General features: G+C 49.4%; 15 protein-coding genes, 11 tRNA genes, 1 rRNA gene and 1 riboswitch. Of the genes, 20 read left to right on the plus strand and 7 right to left on the minus strand.

All coding sequences use genetic code 11. From position 1 onward, the window contains the following. Positions 1-96: 96 nt before the first annotated feature. The 13 genes from rrf to EKM99_RS05485 all read left to right on the plus strand — a co-directional run bounded on the left by rrf (position 97) and on the right by EKM99_RS05485 (position 2,364). Positions 97-213: ribosomal RNA gene (gene rrf, locus EKM99_RS05425) — 5S ribosomal RNA — on the plus strand. Between the two features lie 6 nt (positions 214-219). Further along, positions 220-292: transfer RNA gene (locus EKM99_RS05430), tRNA-Asn, on the plus strand. 9 nt (positions 293-301) lie between these two features. Continuing rightward, positions 302-392: transfer RNA gene (locus EKM99_RS05435), tRNA-Ser, on the plus strand. A 12-nt stretch (positions 393-404) separates the two neighbouring features. Next, positions 405-477 (plus strand) — tRNA-Glu (locus tag EKM99_RS05440). A gap of 4 nt (positions 478-481) precedes the next feature. Next, positions 482-554, plus strand: a tRNA-Val gene (locus tag EKM99_RS05445). 24 nt (positions 555-578) lie between these two features. After that, a tRNA-Asp gene (locus EKM99_RS05450) sits at positions 579-652 on the plus strand. 52 nt (positions 653-704) lie between these two features. Then, positions 705-777, plus strand: a tRNA-Phe gene (locus EKM99_RS05455). 5 nt (positions 778-782) lie between these two features. Further along, a tRNA-Tyr gene (locus EKM99_RS05460) sits at positions 783-865 on the plus strand. Between the two features lie 7 nt (positions 866-872). After that, positions 873-943, plus strand: a tRNA-Trp gene (locus tag EKM99_RS05465). A 14-nt stretch (positions 944-957) separates the two neighbouring features. Continuing rightward, positions 958-1,030: transfer RNA gene (locus EKM99_RS05470), tRNA-His, on the plus strand. 60 nt (positions 1,031-1,090) lie between these two features. Continuing rightward, positions 1,091-1,161 (plus strand) — tRNA-Cys (locus EKM99_RS05475). Between the two features lie 31 nt (positions 1,162-1,192). After that, a tRNA-Leu gene (locus EKM99_RS05480) sits at positions 1,193-1,277 on the plus strand. Between the two features lie 154 nt (positions 1,278-1,431). Beyond that, positions 1,432-2,364, plus strand: a complete 933-nt coding sequence (locus EKM99_RS05485) for a C40 family peptidase (protein ID WP_164511532.1) — start codon at positions 1,432-1,434, stop codon at positions 2,362-2,364. Positions 2,365-2,676: 312 nt separating this feature from the next. Here the strand turns inward: EKM99_RS05485 and EKM99_RS05490 are convergent, their stop codons facing one another. Together EKM99_RS05490 and EKM99_RS05495 are read right to left on the minus strand one after the other, a co-directional pair. Beyond that, entirely contained in the window at positions 2,677-3,249 is a 573-nt protein-coding gene (locus tag EKM99_RS05490) for a matrixin family metalloprotease (protein WP_125581674.1), read from the minus strand. A gap of 390 nt (positions 3,250-3,639) precedes the next feature. Beyond that, on the minus strand, positions 3,640-3,960 hold the full coding sequence (locus tag EKM99_RS05495; RefSeq protein WP_125581675.1) for a heavy metal-binding domain-containing protein: 321 nt from the start codon (positions 3,958-3,960) through the stop codon (positions 3,640-3,642). A 328-nt stretch (positions 3,961-4,288) separates the two neighbouring features. Between EKM99_RS05495 and EKM99_RS05500 the strand changes: the two genes are divergently transcribed. Next, on the plus strand, positions 4,289-4,888 hold the full coding sequence (locus EKM99_RS05500; RefSeq protein ID WP_225419793.1) for a hypothetical protein: 600 nt from the start codon (positions 4,289-4,291) through the stop codon (positions 4,886-4,888). Positions 4,889-5,013: 125 nt separating this feature from the next. Here EKM99_RS05500 and EKM99_RS05505 read toward each other — a convergent pair whose 3' ends face one another. Continuing rightward, positions 5,014-5,358: a hypothetical protein gene (locus tag EKM99_RS05505; RefSeq protein ID WP_125581677.1), complete on the minus strand. Its 345-nt coding sequence runs from the start codon at positions 5,356-5,358 to the stop codon at positions 5,014-5,016. 125 nt (positions 5,359-5,483) lie between these two features. Further along, positions 5,484-6,179, minus strand: a complete 696-nt coding sequence (locus EKM99_RS05510) for a hypothetical protein (RefSeq protein WP_225419794.1) — start codon at positions 6,177-6,179, stop codon at positions 5,484-5,486. 142 nt (positions 6,180-6,321) lie between these two features. Further along, a riboswitch (SMK box riboswitch) is annotated at positions 6,322-6,441 on the plus strand. On the opposite strand from EKM99_RS05510, the gene metK reads away from it, so the two are divergent. The 5 genes from metK to EKM99_RS05535 all read left to right on the plus strand — a co-directional run bounded on the left by metK (position 6,439) and on the right by EKM99_RS05535 (position 10,772). Then, the gene (metK, locus tag EKM99_RS05515) at positions 6,439-7,626 is read left to right on the plus strand and encodes a methionine adenosyltransferase (protein WP_125581681.1); all 1,188 of its coding nucleotides are present in this window, start codon (positions 6,439-6,441) and stop codon (positions 7,624-7,626) included. (Overlaps the previous riboswitch by 3 nt.) 115 nt (positions 7,627-7,741) lie before the next feature. After that, positions 7,742-8,176 carry a MarR family winged helix-turn-helix transcriptional regulator gene (locus EKM99_RS05520; RefSeq protein ID WP_125581683.1) on the plus strand — a complete coding sequence of 145 codons (435 nt, stop codon included), beginning with the start codon at positions 7,742-7,744 and terminating at the stop codon, positions 8,174-8,176. Beyond that, positions 8,177-8,476 carry a DUF2316 family protein gene (locus tag EKM99_RS05525; RefSeq protein WP_125581685.1) on the plus strand — a complete coding sequence of 100 codons (300 nt, stop codon included), beginning with the start codon at positions 8,177-8,179 and terminating at the stop codon, positions 8,474-8,476. A 425-nt stretch (positions 8,477-8,901) separates the two neighbouring features. Beyond that, positions 8,902-10,383, plus strand: a complete 1,482-nt coding sequence (locus tag EKM99_RS05530) for an MDR family MFS transporter (protein ID WP_125581687.1) — start codon at positions 8,902-8,904, stop codon at positions 10,381-10,383. Positions 10,384-10,448: 65 nt separating this feature from the next. Next, positions 10,449-10,772, plus strand: a complete 324-nt coding sequence (locus EKM99_RS05535; protein WP_125581689.1) for a DUF960 domain-containing protein — start codon at positions 10,449-10,451, stop codon at positions 10,770-10,772. A gap of 156 nt (positions 10,773-10,928) precedes the next feature. On the opposite strand, the gene EKM99_RS05540 is transcribed toward EKM99_RS05535, so the two are convergent. Beyond that, entirely contained in the window at positions 10,929-11,699 is a 771-nt protein-coding gene (locus EKM99_RS05540; protein WP_125581691.1) for a Cof-type HAD-IIB family hydrolase, read from the minus strand. A 153-nt stretch (positions 11,700-11,852) separates the two neighbouring features. Here EKM99_RS05540 and EKM99_RS05545 point away from each other — a divergent pair, with 153 nt between their 5' ends. Further along, positions 11,853-12,500, plus strand: coding sequence for a deoxynucleoside kinase (locus tag EKM99_RS05545; RefSeq protein WP_125581693.1), 648 nt, complete (start codon positions 11,853-11,855; stop codon positions 12,498-12,500). Positions 12,501-12,907: 407 nt separating this feature from the next. Here EKM99_RS05545 and pgmB read toward each other — a convergent pair whose 3' ends face one another. After that, positions 12,908-13,579 carry a beta-phosphoglucomutase gene (gene pgmB, locus EKM99_RS05550; protein ID WP_125581695.1) on the minus strand — a complete coding sequence of 224 codons (672 nt, stop codon included), beginning with the start codon at positions 13,577-13,579 and terminating at the stop codon, positions 12,908-12,910. A gap of 12 nt (positions 13,580-13,591) precedes the next feature. Beyond that, complete coding sequence (locus EKM99_RS05555; RefSeq protein WP_125581697.1) at positions 13,592-16,306, minus strand: glycoside hydrolase family 65 protein; 2,715 nt, start codon at positions 16,304-16,306, stop codon at positions 13,592-13,594. Positions 16,307-16,371: the final 65 nt, after the last annotated feature.

The following is a 16,371-nucleotide window of genomic DNA, read 5'->3' on the forward strand; positions in this document are numbered from 1 at the left end:
TAATCGGTCGAGGACTTAACCAAGTTGTAAAAACGTGGTGTTCTCTAGAAAATAATTTGATGATATCTAGTTTTGAGAGAAGAAGTTCTTTCATAGTGTAGTGGCGATAGCCTGAAGGATACACCCGTTCCCATGCCGAACACGGAAGTTAAGCTTCAGCACGCCGATAGTAGTTGGGGGATCGCCCCCTGCGAGGATAGGACGTTGCTACGCGATTATTCCGGCATAGCTCAGTTGGTAGAGCACCTGACTGTTAATCAGGTTGTCGACGGTTCGAGCCCGCCTGCCGGAGCTTTATAATGGAGAGTTGTCCGAGTGGCTGAAGGAGCAGCATTGGAAATGCTGTAAACGGGTACTAACCTGTTTCGAGGGTTCGAATCCCTCACTCTCCGTTTAAATAGTATGACCCGTTGGTCAAGTGGTTTAAGACACCGCCCTTTCACGGCGGTAACATGGGTTCGAATCCCGTACGGGTCATTTTGGAGGATTAGCTCAGTTGGGAGAGCGTCTGCCTTACAAGCAGAGGGTCACAGGTTCGAGCCCTGTATCCTCCATAGGTAACGTAACACTTTAATTATGGTCTGTTGGTCCAGTTGGTTAGGACGCCTCCCTGTCACGGAGGAGATCACGAGTTCGAGTCTCGTACAGACCGTTGTTATGTTATTAATAATTTAATACACAACAAACATATTACATGATGGTATGGCTCGGTAGCTCAGTCGGTAGAGCAATGGATTGAAGCTCCATGTGTCGGCGGTTCGATTCCGTCCCGCGCCATTTATGGTGGGGTAGCGAAGTCTGGCTAAACGCGGCGGACTGTAAATCCGCTCCTTCGGGTTCGGTGGTTCGAATCCACTCCCCACCATCATTATAGGGATATAGTTCAATGGTAGAACAACGGTCTCCAAAACCGTCGATGTGGGTTCAACTCCTACTATCCCTGTTTGTAATGTGATGGCGGTATTGGTGAAGTGGTTAACACACCGGATTGTGGTTCCGGCACGCGTGGGTTCGATTCCCACATACCGCCCTTAGATTGGGGCATCTTGGATTTATTCAGCTGGTCCAGTCAGATTGGATAGGCGATTATGGTGGTATAGCCAAGTGGTAAGGCAGAGGTCTGCAAAACCTTCATCGTCGGTTCGAATCCGATTACCACCTTTGACTGGGTGTATCCAATCAGTATTTTTTTGCCGGAGTGGCGGAACTGGCAGACGCGCTGGACTCAAAATCCAGTGACCGTTGAGGTCGTGTGGGTTCGAACCCCACCTCCGGTATCAGAAGATTCAGCTCGGTAGTCATCGCAATCGGCGGTGGCTTTTTTTGTGCAGTTTTTAAGGTGGTTTAGAAGGTAGTCATCGGTTGTGTCGGTTCTGGATTGGGACTACGCTTAAATCAGAAGTAAAAATTTAGAGGTTGGGGATGTTAGGCTTGAAAAAAAGATGGTGGCAAGTGGCCTTTATTCTTGTAGGATGTGTCGTTGGTTGGCAAGTGGCGCAGATCAGTGCTCAGGCAAGCTATCAGACAATGTTTGCCCGGGAAGGGTATTTCTCAACGCATGAGCGGTTAGATGCTGCTAAGTCGTATGACCGTCGAATTAGCCGTTATAAGTCCGTATATATCACGCAAACGGCTAAAGGGCAGATTCGTAATGTGAGCTTGATGTGTTATACCAAACCACAGGGGAAGCGTTTTAACCACTATGCAAGTCATTGGGTCAACGTCCGGACGCTGCGTAGCGGTAAGCTCTATGCGTATAACGATCAAACGGTGTATGGTCATTACCTGGTAAGCTATCACCCATTTGGTCGGGGTCAAGGCACGACAGTCTATGCTGGTAAACAGCCGATTAAGCTACACTTCTCTAAGCAGGGAAATCTGCTCGTTAAGTATCAGAAGCAAGTGTTGACGGTTCATTTGGAGGCGGGGCAGGTCAATCTGAACGGCAAGCCGACGATGGCTAACACTAATCGGACATTTAAACGGGCCGCACCAACCAAGGGGAGTCGAACTAGTCGGCTAGTTGCCGATGCTAAGCGTTATCTCGGGGTACCTTACCGGTATGCGGGGCGTGATGCTTTTGGTGGCTTAGATTGTGCCTCATTCGTCGACCAGGTGTACCTGGATGTCGAGCATCGTGATATTGGCGGGATGACGGGCGTGCAGCAGAAGCTAGGGAAGCATGTCCCTGTCAGTCAGGCCAGGAAGGGCAATCTGTTATTCTGGCAAGTTGCCGGCCAACGCTATACTTACCACGTGGCGCTGGCAATCGGTCATGGTAAATTGATTGAAGAAGCTGGCAAGTCCGTCCACGTTTCTCGGATTGCCAGTCGCCATCCGCAGTTTGCGATTCATATGCAGTAGAATTTGCCGTTTTTCGGGTTGTATTACTGCCGACATAGGTAGGTGGCTAAATGATTGTTGGTTGATTCCTAGTTTATCGATAAAAAAGAACACTCAAATCTGTGGTTACAGACGTTTGAGTGTTCTTTTTGGGTATTTACCTGTGATGATAGTTGGTGACCTTAGGTGGCAAGCAAAGTAGCAATCCTGAGGTCAACCAATAATGGCTGTTTCAAATGAGGCCGCCAATCACTGGTATTTAGCGCATAAGAAAACCCCTAGCTGGACCGGCGGCTAGAGGTTTGTAGGTATTCGTCAATGTTAGATAGACGTTTAGTTGTTGTAAGCGTCCTGTAAACCGACCTTGTCTTGGTGGTCGATGGAAGCGTAACGATCGGATGCGTACATCACGCTGTCCTTGCTAGCAGAGTGGCTTAAGCCAAGTGCATGGCCAATTTCGTGAGTGGCGACGTTCGTGCGCTGGGTCTTGGTGTAACCGTACTTCGTTAAGAGGCTCCGGTTTAACGTTGACTTAGCAGCAACGATTTCGTTGTTGTCGCTACCCTTGTTTAAGTAAGAGTAGTTGGTGTAGCCTGCAAGTTTACCGCTCTTGGTGCTGAGTGATTCGGAAGAGGTCAACGTGATGTCAGCCTTTTCGCCGCTCTTAGCAGCTTTTAACTGAACAACGCCAACCTTGTTCCAGCGACTAACGGCGTTTTTCCAAACGCTCTTGTAATAGGAAGAAGAAGTGTCGGTGGTGTATGTAATGGTTGTCTGATCCCAACTGCCCCAAGAAGGGGTTGGTGTGCTGGTAGCTGCGGCTAAGATGGTTGCGTTACAAGTCGCTAAGGTGACGACTAAGGTGGCAACCATTAAGACGGTCCATTTCACGATTTTCTTGAACATTTTGAATACCTACTTTCTTTTAAATCCGAATGTTTTACTTTTCAATTGCTCGCTATCTTATTGACTATGGTTAGTATAAAGCGTGTGTAAAAAGAGTTGGACGGACACTTCTGGTAGGGTGGACAGTTTCCAGGGGACAATATTGTCAAAGTGGCTAGGCCTTATCCCATTAAGCCCGATGTGTGGGGATAAATGGTTACACAATAGGCTTTGTGGCTACACGGGAAGTGGCAATTTGGTCGGTAATCTAACTAAATGAATGCAAAAAAAAGAGCCCGGCAGAGCGGCCGTGTTAAACGACTGCTCTGCCGGGCTTTTGACGAATTCCCAACAAAAATATTAAAGTGTCACGAACATTGCGTACAAGATAACCGTTGTACTGGTCAGAATTTACTGATATTTCACGGCTGTTCCGTAGGCGGCGACTGATTGCATGTCGGTGCCAATCGAACCGGAATCAAAGCGCATCATCACGACGGCGTCTGCCCCCATGTTAGCGGCATTTTGTTTCAGGCGATCAACAGCGACGTTGCGGGCCTCATCCAGCATCTTGGTGTAATCCTTGATTTCACCACCAACGACGTTCTTCAGGGATGCCCCAATGTTCCGAATCACGTTTTTTGATTGTGTGGTCAGTCCGAAGACCTCACCGATGACCTGATATTCTTGACCGGGAATCTTTTCAGTAGTTGAAACGAGTATATCTGCCATGTTATTTCCTCCTCGTGGTTAGTTTCAATATACCGGGTAGTTGGCCAAAAGGCAAGGGAAACAGTGAATGGACCGGGAATCCTGAAGGTCAGATCTGTCGGAAAGGCTAGGAATTAATTGGCCGACAAATGTGTTTAATGCGTGCGAAAGTTAACCGCGTAGTGGTTTTGTCCACTGACTGGTGATTCAAATAAGCAACTCAGAATGTCAAAATACGAAGCAATCATTGCTTATTAATCATCGACGGTGTTAATTTTATGGGAAGCGTGGTACAGTATCCGTGTAGCAAAGTTCGGCAACTACGAATGGCTAACAAGAGGAGACAACAATGGTCTTGAACGGTGAGGAGAGATTCAACGGAAAGCTCCCTGAAAAGGGCGTTCTGGGATTAGATCGACAGTTAACGGGTCATGAACGGGAATTAATCGAAAAATTTTTGGAACTCAGACAGGCGTACAAAGTGATTACGCACCGGATTGAAACGGAGCTGAGCGAGCCCCTTGATCATTACCAACAGCAACGACATTTTTACCTGGATACGAGTGACTTGACGCATTTTCGGCTGAACTTCTTCGATCAGGTCGGCCACTTTTTACAATCGTCACTAAATGCCACGTATCAATTGGAGCTGTGGGACCGCAAGTCACATAGCAAGTACAGTTTCACTCATGACGAATTGGCACAGGCCGATAGTTGTGGAATTGAAACGGGCAGTGCCGTCGAAACCATCAACTACGGGCGGTTAAACTACCGTTTGCGGCGGGTGTTTGACATTCAACACCATCATCTCTTTCGGACCAAAGAACAGCTTTTTGTCAATGGCAAGCAGATTGAACTGACGGATGGTCTAATGATGCTCCAGCGCGAGCTTGAGGAGCATACGGTGTGGTTCCGAGGGTCACTGTTCAAAATTCGTGATTTTACTTAAGTTAATTTTGGACAAGTGATTGTGAGCGGGCGATTGGCTGGTGCAGCGCAGTAGGCGGCATCTGCCAATTGTCTGTTTTTTCATTATGAAAACAAAAAATGCCCAACCAATTGTGGTCGGACATCTCAGTTAGCTGTCGAATGTAGTGACAAGCGGCTGGCTAGTTCTTGTTGGGTCACGCCAACTTGACCCCGAAGCAAGTCTTTGTGGGCTACCGCAATCACGTTGCCGTTTCCGCGCAAGTGGTCAGTCACCGCCAAAATTTGATCGTCAATCAGGTAAATCTGTGCTGAATCCGTCGTGAGATTCCAATTGTGTTCCGCGTGGACCGTCGATAGTGGTAATCCCAAGGCTACCGCTAGATTACGACAAAAGTGATCAATCAAGGCTGCATCCACAATCCGATTACCGGTGAGGGTGGGTTGAAATTTACCACTCAGGATGTCACCAATCACTTTAATTTCCGTCATTTTGGTTCCTCCATTACTAGATGATGCCTCATTCTAGCATGGTTTAATTGCGAAACGGTAGTGAGTTCCCTTGGGTTTAGCGAAACTTTAAAACTCTGGGGCTTAACCATCAAGTAGGCGACTAATTATCGCAAAATAAGAATACCGACTAGTAACTGACAGAGACCGGAAAAGACTAACCGGTACCGGCTGCTCAGCCGCGGTTGTAGCCACCAGTGGGCCACGACGACAGCGATGATTAAAAGCATTTGCCAGAAAAGGCCCAATGTGAAGAGGGATAGACAAAAAATAATCGGCGTGACTAAGGTCCAGCGCCAATCGCGCTCGCTGGTTAAATAGTAGGGTTCAAAGAAGGTCAAGTAACTGGCCATGAGCGGGACCAACGGGGTCAAAAATTGGACAGCTAGGTAATGGTTTCTTAAGAAGAAGAGCAGCACGGGGACACCGTAGCCGGCTAAAACGCTGAAGACAATCAACCCATAGATGGATTGTAGGCCCAATTGGGGAATGCACGCGAGCACGAGGAAGACACATAGCAACAACGCGAATGCCTGGACTAAGTGGTCGCTGGGAGCTGCAAGGATGCCCATGGTGGCTGCCGCGACCACCAGAATCGGGCCGATGTGTGATTGAAAGTGCCGTTTTAATAGTAAGAAAATTCCTGCGGCAAGTAAGAGTCCATAGATAAGAAGATAAATTTTAACATCCGTCCCGAGGGGCGTCCCAGTACTGGCCGTGGATCCTGCTAGCCACCAAAGAATATTTTGACAAAGTGTAAAGATGAACAGCTGTTGTACTGTTCGGTTTTTAAAGAAGGCCATGAGAGTGGTCATGGAATCGCTCCGTTTCGACTGGTTATAGTGTTGCCTTTTATCTTAGTGATAAATAGGGCCCGGGTCAACGATTTCTTTGGGAAAATTTGGTGGCTTCCTTGTTAAGTCGGCCGGTTTTGTGTTAAAATTCTTGAGTTATGAGTCAATTCCCGATAGGATTCACGTGGTTTGTGAAGCTGCCTTGTAACCGAATGGCGCAGAGATTATCGGTCAACTCGCCGTCAACTATATCTAGGGGGAATATCCATTGCAAGAAAGACATTTATTTACTTCAGAGTCCGTTTCTGAAGGCCATCCCGACAAAATCGCTGATCAAATCAGTGACGCCATCTTAGATGCGATGCTGGAACAAGATCCAGATTCTCGGGTTGCCTGTGAAACGTCAGTCACAACTGGCTTGGTCCTAGTCTTTGGTGAAATTTCAACCAAGGCTTACGTCGACATTCAAAAAGTGGTGCGGCAAACGATCAAGGAAATTGGTTACACGGATGGTCAATACGGGTTCGACGGCGACAACTGTGCTGTGCTCGTGGCTATCGATGAACAATCACCTGACATTGCCCAAGGAGTGGATGACTCTTTGGAAACGCGTGAGGGTGACGAAGATCCATTGGATAAGATTGGTGCCGGTGATCAGGGGTTAATGTTCGGCTATGCCGTCAACGAGACGCCTGAGTTAATGCCCTTACCAATTGAGTTGAGTCATGCGTTGATGCGACAAATTGCCAAACTGCGTAAGACTGACGTCATTGATTACCTGCGGCCAGACGCCAAGGCTGAAGTCACCGTTGAATACGATGACAACGAAAAGCCATTGCGGGTTGATACCGTTGTGCTGAGTACCCAGCATGATCCAGACGTTACCTTGGATCAAATCCGGCAAGACGTGATTGAACAAGTTATTAAGCCAGTCATTCCAGATGCTTTATTGGATGACAAGACGAAGTACTTCATCAACCCAACCGGCCGTTTTGTCATCGGTGGTCCCCAAGGGGATGCCGGTCTGACTGGACGGAAGATTATCGTCGATACCTATGGTGGGGCCGCTCATCATGGTGGTGGGGCCTTCTCTGGGAAGGATGCCACCAAGGTGGACCGTTCTGCTAGTTACGCAGCCCGGTACATCGCTAAGAACATTGTCGCTGCAGAGTTGGCAACGAAGTGTGAAGTCCAGATTGCCTACGCCATTGGGGTGGCGGAACCCGTTTCCGTTTACATCAATACGTTTGGCACCGGGACCGTGGATGAGAGTAAACTGAACGCCGCTGTGCGTGATTTGTTTGACTTGCGGCCCGCCGGCATCATTCAGATGTTGGATTTGAAGCGGCCAATCTACAAGCAAACGGCAGCGTACGGTCACTTTGGCCGGACGGACATCGACTTGCCTTGGGAACATTTAGACAAGGTTGAAGCTTTGAAAGCAGCCGTTAAATAAAAATTATTTTCAATTCGGTGATTGCGTCTTGGTCGCCGAATTTTTTTGATGTTAAATAGTTGTCATTAAAACTATTTGTGCTAATCTGATAGATGTCCTGAAAGGGGATGAGCGAATGCAACGAGGAGACTCATTGGCGAGTCAGCTTTACCAAGTGGCCCAACTGGAAAATCACTGGCTGAGTCAACAATTGCGGCAACTAGGCTTAAATAACGATCAGGCGCGGGCGTTGGATGCTATTGCCCAACACCCTAATAGCAATCAGCGGCAGGTGGCCCAACGTTTACAACGACAGGCGGCCAGTACCTCGAATCTCTTACGAAACCTCACGGAACGGGGATTGATTGAACGGCGGCCGTCACCGGTCAGCAAGCGGGAGAAAGTTTTGCAGGTAACCATAGCTGGTGAAGCGACTGTGGCGGCCATTCAAGCGGCCTTTCAGCACCTGGACGACGTCGTTAAGGAATCTGTACCAATCGACCAGCAACGGGCATTACAGGCACACTTAACCAGCATAGCAGAAAGGTTACAGTCAGAGGAGGGCGACTAGATGTCATTAACACCAGCAGAACAGGTGGCAACGCGGCAAGAACTGCAAGCGAATTTTACGTTAAGCGGTCTGTCATTTGAGCAAGTGGCCCAAGATTTAGCCACCACGCCGCAACGGGTCCAGGCAGCGCTCAAGTTAAACGTTCGGCACATTGAAGATCCTTGGATTTTGCGTAATTACCTCAACGACCAGCTCCAGCAAGCAGGGCAGGCGCCGGTAGCCTACAGTAAATTAACCGGTGATCCGGCCGGGTACTGGTTTCTGGATGCCCAGCGAATCCAGCGAGGGCGGTTAGATTAAATAAGGGATGGAAAGGTAAATTGGCGGCGTGACCCACTATGTAGTAGGGCTATAACGCTGGCTATTGGCAACATTGTCTATGCCTGCCAGCTTACAGCGTGGGACGTGCTTGGAGATTGTCGGTCTTGGACAGGCTTCAAACCGAGCCGGAGGACCGCCCCTCAGCCCCCATAGCAGCCGGGATCTCTGGCAGCCACAGGTGGTCATTAACCACTGACTTTGTGGACTGAATCCCGGTTAGCTCGGCCGTCTTTAACTTCTTTTGGATTTTCGATCTTTAGTAGATTAAATAAATGAGGCCAACCTCTTGTATTTTCAGTGCCAAGCCGCGATAATGGGACTATTACTGAAAATCAGAAATTGGGCAGTAGCAGCAATTGGCTACGTAATTCCGTTGGTGGTGGGGCCGACGTTAGGAGGAAATTATGAATAAGAAACAAACTAACGTTGGCGTCGTCACCGGTGCCGTCTTTGTCGCGACCTTCATGTCCGCGATTGAAGGGACCATCGTCTCGACGGCCATGCCCACCATTGTCGGTGATTTACACGGAGTGGCCCTGATGAACTGGGTCTTCTCCATCTTCTTGCTAACCAGCGCGCTGGCAACCCCCATCTACGGCAAACTAGCAGATACAGTTGGCCGAAAATTGGTCTTCCTGGTCGGCCTGTTCGTCTTTGTCCTGGGGTCCATGCTGTCGGGGATGTCCCACAGTATGGAAACGTTGATTGCCTGGCGAGCGCTTCAAGGAATTGGGGCCGGAGCGATTATGCCCGTCTCATTCACGATCTTAGCTGATATTTATCCAGTCGAGCAACGGGCCCGCGTCATGGGCTTAAATGGCTCAGCGTGGGGAATAGCGGCCGTGGTTGCGCCCTTACTGGGTGGCTTCATCGTTGACCAATTAAGCTGGCACTGGATCTTCTTTATTAACATTCCGATTGGCATCATTACCATGGCGCTAATCTGGTTTTTCTTAAATGAATCAACCGAGCGCAAGGCGTTTTCCATGGACTGGTTTGGCTGTCTCTGGCTGTCGGTGGGTCTACTAGCCATGATGCTCACGTTCCAATTGCTGGGCGAGGGCGAAATCAACGTGTTATGGGTCGTCACTGGCTTCGTCGTGGCCATCCTCGCTTTCTGGCTATTCATTCGCCAAGAACAGCGGACGCAGGATCCCCTAATTCCGATGTCCCTGTTTGCCAATCGCACGTTCGTAATTCAAAATTTAATTGCGGCGCTCTTGAGCGGATTCATCATGGGCTTTGAGGTCTATCTGCCTACCTGGACACAGGGGTTGCTAGGCTTACTGGCGTCTCAAGCTGGGTTCGCCATCACGCCAAGCTCGCTGATGTGGATTGTGGGCTCCTTCATCGCTGGTAAATTGTTGCTGAACCGTTCGCCGTACAGCATCGTAAACATTGCCTTGGCGCTGGTCCTGATTGGTGCCGTCACGATGGCAGTCCTGCCAGCTAGCACGCCGTTCTGGTGCTTCTTCGTCATCGCGGCTATTTGTGGTACTGGGTTTGGGATTACCATTACCACCACGACCGTCACAGTGCAGAGTAAGGTTGCCGTTGACGAAGTGGGGGTTGCCACGTCATTTAACACGTTGTCCCGGACGCTAGGGCAGACCATTATGGTGTCAATCTTCGGAATTATCATGAATATGGAAATGGCTCGCGGCGTTGCCAATCATCCCGGAACGACCATGGCGATGATGAATAAATTAATTAACCCGCAGACAGCTAAAGAATTACCGGCCCACCTGTTACCGACCCTTCACGGCATCTTGTACCAAGGGTTACACGTGATCTTCATCGCGGCCGCGTTACTGATTGTCGTCTCCTTCCTAGTCAACTTTTTTGACCGGAAAGACACGGAACAAGTCACTGGTCACCAGGGGTAATTAGTCCCGTTTTAAGTTAAGATAGGCTATAATGATGCTAAACGACCAAAAGTGGAGGCGATAAGATGTTTGAAACTAATCATGCGCGGTATGCCAGCTATGGCACGGTTGCGGCTTTGCCAGGTGATATGATTGATGCTGTCTGGCAGATTATTGATCACGACCTCCAGGGCCTCTTTCCATTAGATAACCTGCTAACGTTTAAGCTCCACAATAATCAGGGCAACACAACCTTTGAGTACGTTCAAACGGATGATGACGACTTGACGTTGCGCGCTGGGTTTGATACCGAGTTTGGCTATACGCCAGAGTTGCCAGAGACCGTCTTAGCGTACGATGACGGTGACAGCCAGATTATTTTATTACCATCTGAAACGAATGAGCATTAGGATGAGAGTGCGACAGAAGGCGGTTAGCTGCCTGCTGGCACACGTTTCAACAATTTAGGCTTGTGGAGACACTAAAAGAGTCTGGGAGTTGCCCAGACTCTTTTTTGTCGTCCAAAATTGCGGCAAGCAGAACGCAACCCACAATCATGATGACAGTTATTCAATCAACCCAAAGTGGCGTAAGCCGTGGACAATGCCATCCGTGGTATTGGTTGTGGTGACGTAAGCGGCCTTGGCCTTAGCTTCCGGCACGCCGTTACCCATGGCAATGGGGATGTCAACTTCGTCAAACATTTGCAGGTCATTATACCCGTCACCAAATGCATAGGTTTTAACCCCTTGCAAACCGGCTTTGGTGATTAAGTGTTGAATGCCGGATTGCTTGCTGACGCCGTGGACCATGGTATCCAAGCAACGGGGGTTGTTGCGAACGAGGTCGAGTTGGCCGGCGAATTGCGTTTGGTAGGCGTGGTCCTTGTCCCGGTTAAACACGTTGATAAAATTGATGTCCTCTTGCTGATACCATTGGGCATCGACCACCGGATTTAAGCGAAGTAATTGGAAATTTTCAGTGGTGTCTGCGTTGGCTTTGCTGAGACGGAACCCAGCGTTGTTGTAGTAGGCCAGCGGATCTCCCTGGTCCTTGGCGAAGGCCGTGATGCTGGCAAGGGTCGCCTGATCAATGACGGCAGCCATTAAGCGTTGACCCTCAAACTGGACGTAACTACCGTTGGCACCCACGACAGAATTGATGCCAGTTGCGTCGAGCACATATTGAATTTCAAAAATGTTTCTTCCTGTCGCAATAACTGGTAAAATATGATGTTGTTGCATTTCATGAATGGCCGCGATGCTTGCCGGCAAAACGTTCTTGTGATCGTCAAACAACGTGCTATCTAAATCAAAAAAGACGATTGCATGATACATAGTTAGCCTCCTAAGTGCTGATTCTCTACGGGTTCATTATACTGCAAGAGCCAAAGTTAGCGAAATGAGGAAAATTTTTTTGCCTGGCAAATGTAGTAGCCACCATTTTTGTGTTACACTATATCTTGTATTTTTAATTAAAGAGGGGCTATCATGGTGATAATTACAGCTGGAATGATCGGTGTCGGTAAAACGACCCTTACTGGAAAGATTGCGTCGCACTTGGAAACACAAGCATTTTTTGAACCGGTTGGTGATAACCCGGTTTTACCACTTTACTACCGGGATCCAAAACAATACGGATTCTTATTGCAAATTTACTTCTTAAACAAGCGCTTCAGCATGATCAAGCGAGCTCTAGCCGACGATAATAACGTCCTAGACCGTTCCATCTATGAAGATGCCCTGTTTACCCGGGAAAATAACGCTGAAGGAAACATCACGGATACCGAGTTGGAAGTGTACTTAAACTTGCTCGACAACATGATGAATGAATTGAGCGAACTGCCAAAGAAGGCCCCAGATTTGTTGGTCTACGCCGACGCTGATTTCGATACGATCTTACACCGTATCAAGAAGCGTGGTCGGGACTACGAACAATTCGATGACAACCCAGAGTTGGAATCCTACTACAAGAAGATGTGGACGGCCTACCAAGGTTGGTTTGCCGACTACGACGTGAGTCCTAAGATCAAGATTGACTTACAAAAGTATGACTTGGACGTTCCCGGCAACACGGAACTCGTTCTGGGTCAAATCGACGATGCGCTCAAGGGAATTCGGAGCGACGCCACAGCTTAAGCCAAAGAAAGTAATAGCGTAAAATGAGAGGGAACCGTGAGATTATTGCGGTTCCTTTTTCTATTGGCTAAAGCCATAGTATACAAGATAAATCGATCCAGCAGAAAACCCAGCAATTTCCTAAATGATCAGGAAACTGCTGGGTTATTTCAGTTATGATTGTGTTTAAAATTTTTCTATAAGGATAAACGACCAGAACCATTGAGCTGAACCAATGGTAGCCGGAAGGATGGTGAAAATGGGCTAAGCCGTGGGACTTATCTTAGTGGCAGTTTTTGCCGCTTAGATGAGTGGTATCTTTGAGGCTCGTCCTGGGAGGCTCAAAGTAAGTTCGAATACCGTTCTTGGGCTTCAGACGGCCGCCCACAGCAACCCAGTTCCATTTTCACCATCCTGGAGGCACGGGTTTAGTCCAACTTCTTGGCGATGTTGGCGAGGGTGACTGCGGCGGTGTCGGCGAAGACCATGTCAGCCGCACCCAATTCAGTTGCATCCCCAATTCCCAGTGAAACTTCACCGGCAGCGTTGATGGCAGCCACACCAGCAGCGGCGTCTTCCACCCCAATACATTGGTTGGCTGGCAGGTTGAGCAATTCAGCACCCTTGGTGTAGATTTCTGGGTCTGGCTTGCCGTGCGTTAAGCTGGCAGGGTCGACAATCTTAGGGAAGTAGTCAGCGAGTTCCAGCTTGCCTAAGACCCGGGGAGCGTTCTTGGAAGCTGAAGCCAAGGAGAGTTGGTAACCCTTGGCACGGAGATCGTCGAGGAAGGCTTTCATCCCGGGTAAAATGTTGGCCGGCGTCATCTTGTCAACTTCGGCGACGTAGTTGGTATTCTTTTGCGCGGCTAATTTTTCCTTTTCTGCTTCGGTGTAGTCGTTTTCCTTGTTGCCAGCTTTGAGAATCATTTCCAAGGAGTCCATCCGGCTGATACCTTTTAAGCCGTTGCCCAGTTCTTCACTCCAAGCGACGCCCAGAGAGTCGGCCAATTGGTGCCAAGCAGTTCCATGTAAGATGGAGGTATCGGTAATGACACCATCGAGGTCGAAAACAAATCCTTTAATATCAGCAAATTTAGTCATGTAAAACACTCCTTAATAGGTTATGGTTTGTGAAACGTTAGGTTTTAGTGAAACAGATTGTTGCCCAATTTGTAGGGTGGCGGCGTGGTCCGCGCTGACCGTGACGTGGTGGTGATCGATGTCAAAGGTGTAGCGAGTGCCACGCAATAGTTGGTGGAACTTAACGGCTTGCCAGGCCGCTGGTAAGTGGGGATTGACCGTCAGCTGTGGTGCCAAGGCATCAACTCCGGCATAGAAGCGGGTGGACATCAACGTGACGGCCCCCATGACGCCGAGGTGAATGCCTTCGGCTGTTGTGCCCCCTTGGATATCGTAGTAATCCGAGAAGAGGGCTTGGGAGAAGAGCTGCCAAGACTGATCCATGTTACCCGCCATGGCGGTCAACGCCGCGTAGACGATCCGCGAGAGCGTAGAGCCGTGCGTCGTACGGTCTAAGTAAAATTGCAGGTTCTTCGCCAACGCCTGTGATGGTAGTGGGTAGCCTAATTGCTTGAGCAGTCCCATCACTTGTGGCGCGTCCAAGTTGTAGAAAATCATTAATGCATCGGCCTGTTTCGCAACTTGATACGCGTCTGGTGTTTTCCCTTCGGCTTTCAAGATCCGATCCATCCGGGAAATGTCCCCGTACTTTGCCCGATACTTGGTAAAGTCGAGCCGCGGGAGCTTGAAGTAACCTTCAAATTGGCCGATGATGTTGTCGGCGTTGATATCTAATTTGAGGTGATGACTGACGTCATTAAATTGTGTCAGTGTTTCATCGGTGACGCCCGTCTTGGCATCAACGGTGTGCAAGGTCGCTGACTTCAAGCCTTGGCGAATCTGGACCAGTTGGTTAAACAACCAGGTGACCATGAGGTTGGTGTAAGCGTTGTTAGCTAGTCCAGTCGATTCGGCGTTGGGATAATTTTCGTGAAACTCATCGGGCCCCATGACTTGATCGATGGTGTAACGGTGCTCACTCTGGTCTAATTTAGTTTTGCTGAGCCAGAATTGGGCAATTTCTTGTAACAGTTCCAACCCGTAGGTGGCCATGAACTCGGTGTCACCTGAAATCCGATCGTACAGAATCACGTTGTAGGCGATAGCTAAGGACACGTGGCGCTGGAGTGAGGAGTAGTCGGGATCCCAGGTATTCGTGAGGGGATTCAAATGGGTGATTTGCGATTGCTCGTCCCCAACGGCGCCAGACTGCCAAGGAAACATGGCACCAGCGTAACCAGCTGCCTGGGCATTTTTCTTGGCCGCAGGGAGTCGGCGGTACCGGTATAGTAACAGTTGGCGGGTCAGTTGCGGATCATGAAGCGCAAAGACGGGGAGGTCGAACATCTCGTCCCAGAAAACGTGTCCCCGGTAAGCTTCACCGTCCAGGCCACGGGCATTGATCGAGGCGTCGATTTTGCCAGAACGAATTGATTGCACGGCCGAGAACAAGTGATACAGGTTCACTCGGGTTAATTTCTGCGAGGTGATGTCGCCTTTGATCTGAATATCGGCGTCTGCCCAGCGACGTTGCCAGTAAGTGGTACTACTGCTGAGGGTGTCGCTGAATGAGGCGGCAGCCAGGTCGGTTATGGCCGCTTGTAACAGATTGCCATCAGTTTCACGGCTGGTGAAGAGGACCACATTCTTTTCAAAGGTATAAGTCTGGTGCGGTTGCACGTCAACTGAGCGCATCTGCCGGACCTGTTGCTCGGCGTGGGGCCGGCCGTCAGTTGGCGCGGTCATGCCTTTACCCGGACCGGTAAGATGGGAGCCGATGGCCAAGCCGACGTCAGAGGCTCGCGTTTTGGCTTCGAGGAAGATACTGTCAGGTTGCTGACTAGTGCCGGTGATGCGCAGGTGGTGCTGGTCAAAGGCATTATACCGGGTGACGTTGCCGTTCACAACGCTGCCGTCAATGGCCGAATAGACCTGCAGACTGCCCGCAAAGTTGATGGGGGTAATGCTGTAGCGAATAGCCAGCCGGTGCCAATCCTTGAAATTAGCCAGCTTGGTCGTCTTAATTTCCAGACTGTGACCCGTAGAGAGTTGGACCAGCATGGTGGTGGTCAATGCCCCCGTGTGAAGGTCCAGGCTCCGGTAAATGTCCTGAATGTCGGCCGCCTTAATTTGAAACGGATTCTGATGGTCAACTCCAAAGGAGAGGGCTTGCGCGTTCGGGAGGTTCACCAGGTCTTCATTGGTGACTTCCCGGCCGTTTAGATTGGTCGTGAGCTGGTCGTAGAGGCCAGCCGTGTACATGCCAGGATAATTGTCCGCATCCGCGTGGGCCTCCGTATAAGCGCCCCGTAGGCCGAAGAAACCGTTGCCCACTGTGAGCATGGCTTCCTGCCCGTAATTGCGTTTTCCTTGATACTGCCCGTAATAGTCTAGGTGCCAACTGAGGTAGGTTCGTTTGGCCTGGAGCGCAGCGGCTAAACCGTGGGCTGCAATGGCCTGTTTGCTGACAACGGGGATGTTTAACATATTGGTAATGGCCAAGCCAATATCAATGCGCTGATGGTTAATGCCCACAACGGTATCGGAAAAGGGATAGCTTAAAGCGTTATCGACAATGGCGGCATCCACATCGAGGCCGGCTAATTTCAAACGGAGATTCTCGAGATTGTCTCCGATTGGTTGCTCGGAGTTGTAAGCGATAATGAATTGCCGGTCGCCGGAGCCATCTGTCGGTTGGTAACTGACTTCCAAAGAATCATCTAGAACGTGTAATGTAATAATTTTCAAAGCGAGATCGTCATCCTTTCTGCTAAATGATAGCGTATTCTTCACCATTAATCTTAGGCTAACGC

This window comes from Levilactobacillus cerevisiae (assembly GCF_003946245.1).
GTDB lineage: Bacteria > Bacillota > Bacilli > Lactobacillales > Lactobacillaceae > Levilactobacillus > Levilactobacillus cerevisiae.

Coding starts and splice junctions, on each gene's coding strand:
- EKM99_RS05490 (WP_125581674.1), bottom strand. CDS start 3,249: ATGTTCAAGAAAATCGTGAAATGGACCGTCTTAATGGTTGCCACCTTA.
- EKM99_RS05495 (WP_125581675.1), bottom strand. CDS start 3,960: ATGGCAGATATACTCGTTTCAACTACTGAAAAGATTCCCGGTCAAGAA.
- EKM99_RS05500 (WP_225419793.1), top strand. CDS start 4,289: ATGGTCTTGAACGGTGAGGAGAGATTCAACGGAAAGCTCCCTGAAAAG.
- EKM99_RS05505 (WP_125581677.1), bottom strand. CDS start 5,358: ATGACGGAAATTAAAGTGATTGGTGACATCCTGAGTGGTAAATTTCAA.
- EKM99_RS05510 (WP_225419794.1), bottom strand. CDS start 6,179: ATGGCCTTCTTTAAAAACCGAACAGTACAACAGCTGTTCATCTTTACA.
- EKM99_RS05520 (WP_125581683.1), top strand. CDS start 7,742: ATGCAACGAGGAGACTCATTGGCGAGTCAGCTTTACCAAGTGGCCCAA.
- EKM99_RS05525 (WP_125581685.1), top strand. CDS start 8,177: ATGTCATTAACACCAGCAGAACAGGTGGCAACGCGGCAAGAACTGCAA.
- EKM99_RS05530 (WP_125581687.1), top strand. CDS start 8,902: ATGAATAAGAAACAAACTAACGTTGGCGTCGTCACCGGTGCCGTCTTT.
- EKM99_RS05535 (WP_125581689.1), top strand. CDS start 10,449: ATGTTTGAAACTAATCATGCGCGGTATGCCAGCTATGGCACGGTTGCG.
- EKM99_RS05540 (WP_125581691.1), bottom strand. CDS start 11,699: ATGTATCATGCAATCGTCTTTTTTGATTTAGATAGCACGTTGTTTGAC.
- EKM99_RS05545 (WP_125581693.1), top strand. CDS start 11,853: ATGGTGATAATTACAGCTGGAATGATCGGTGTCGGTAAAACGACCCTT.
- pgmB (WP_125581695.1), bottom strand. CDS start 13,579: ATGACTAAATTTGCTGATATTAAAGGATTTGTTTTCGACCTCGATGGT.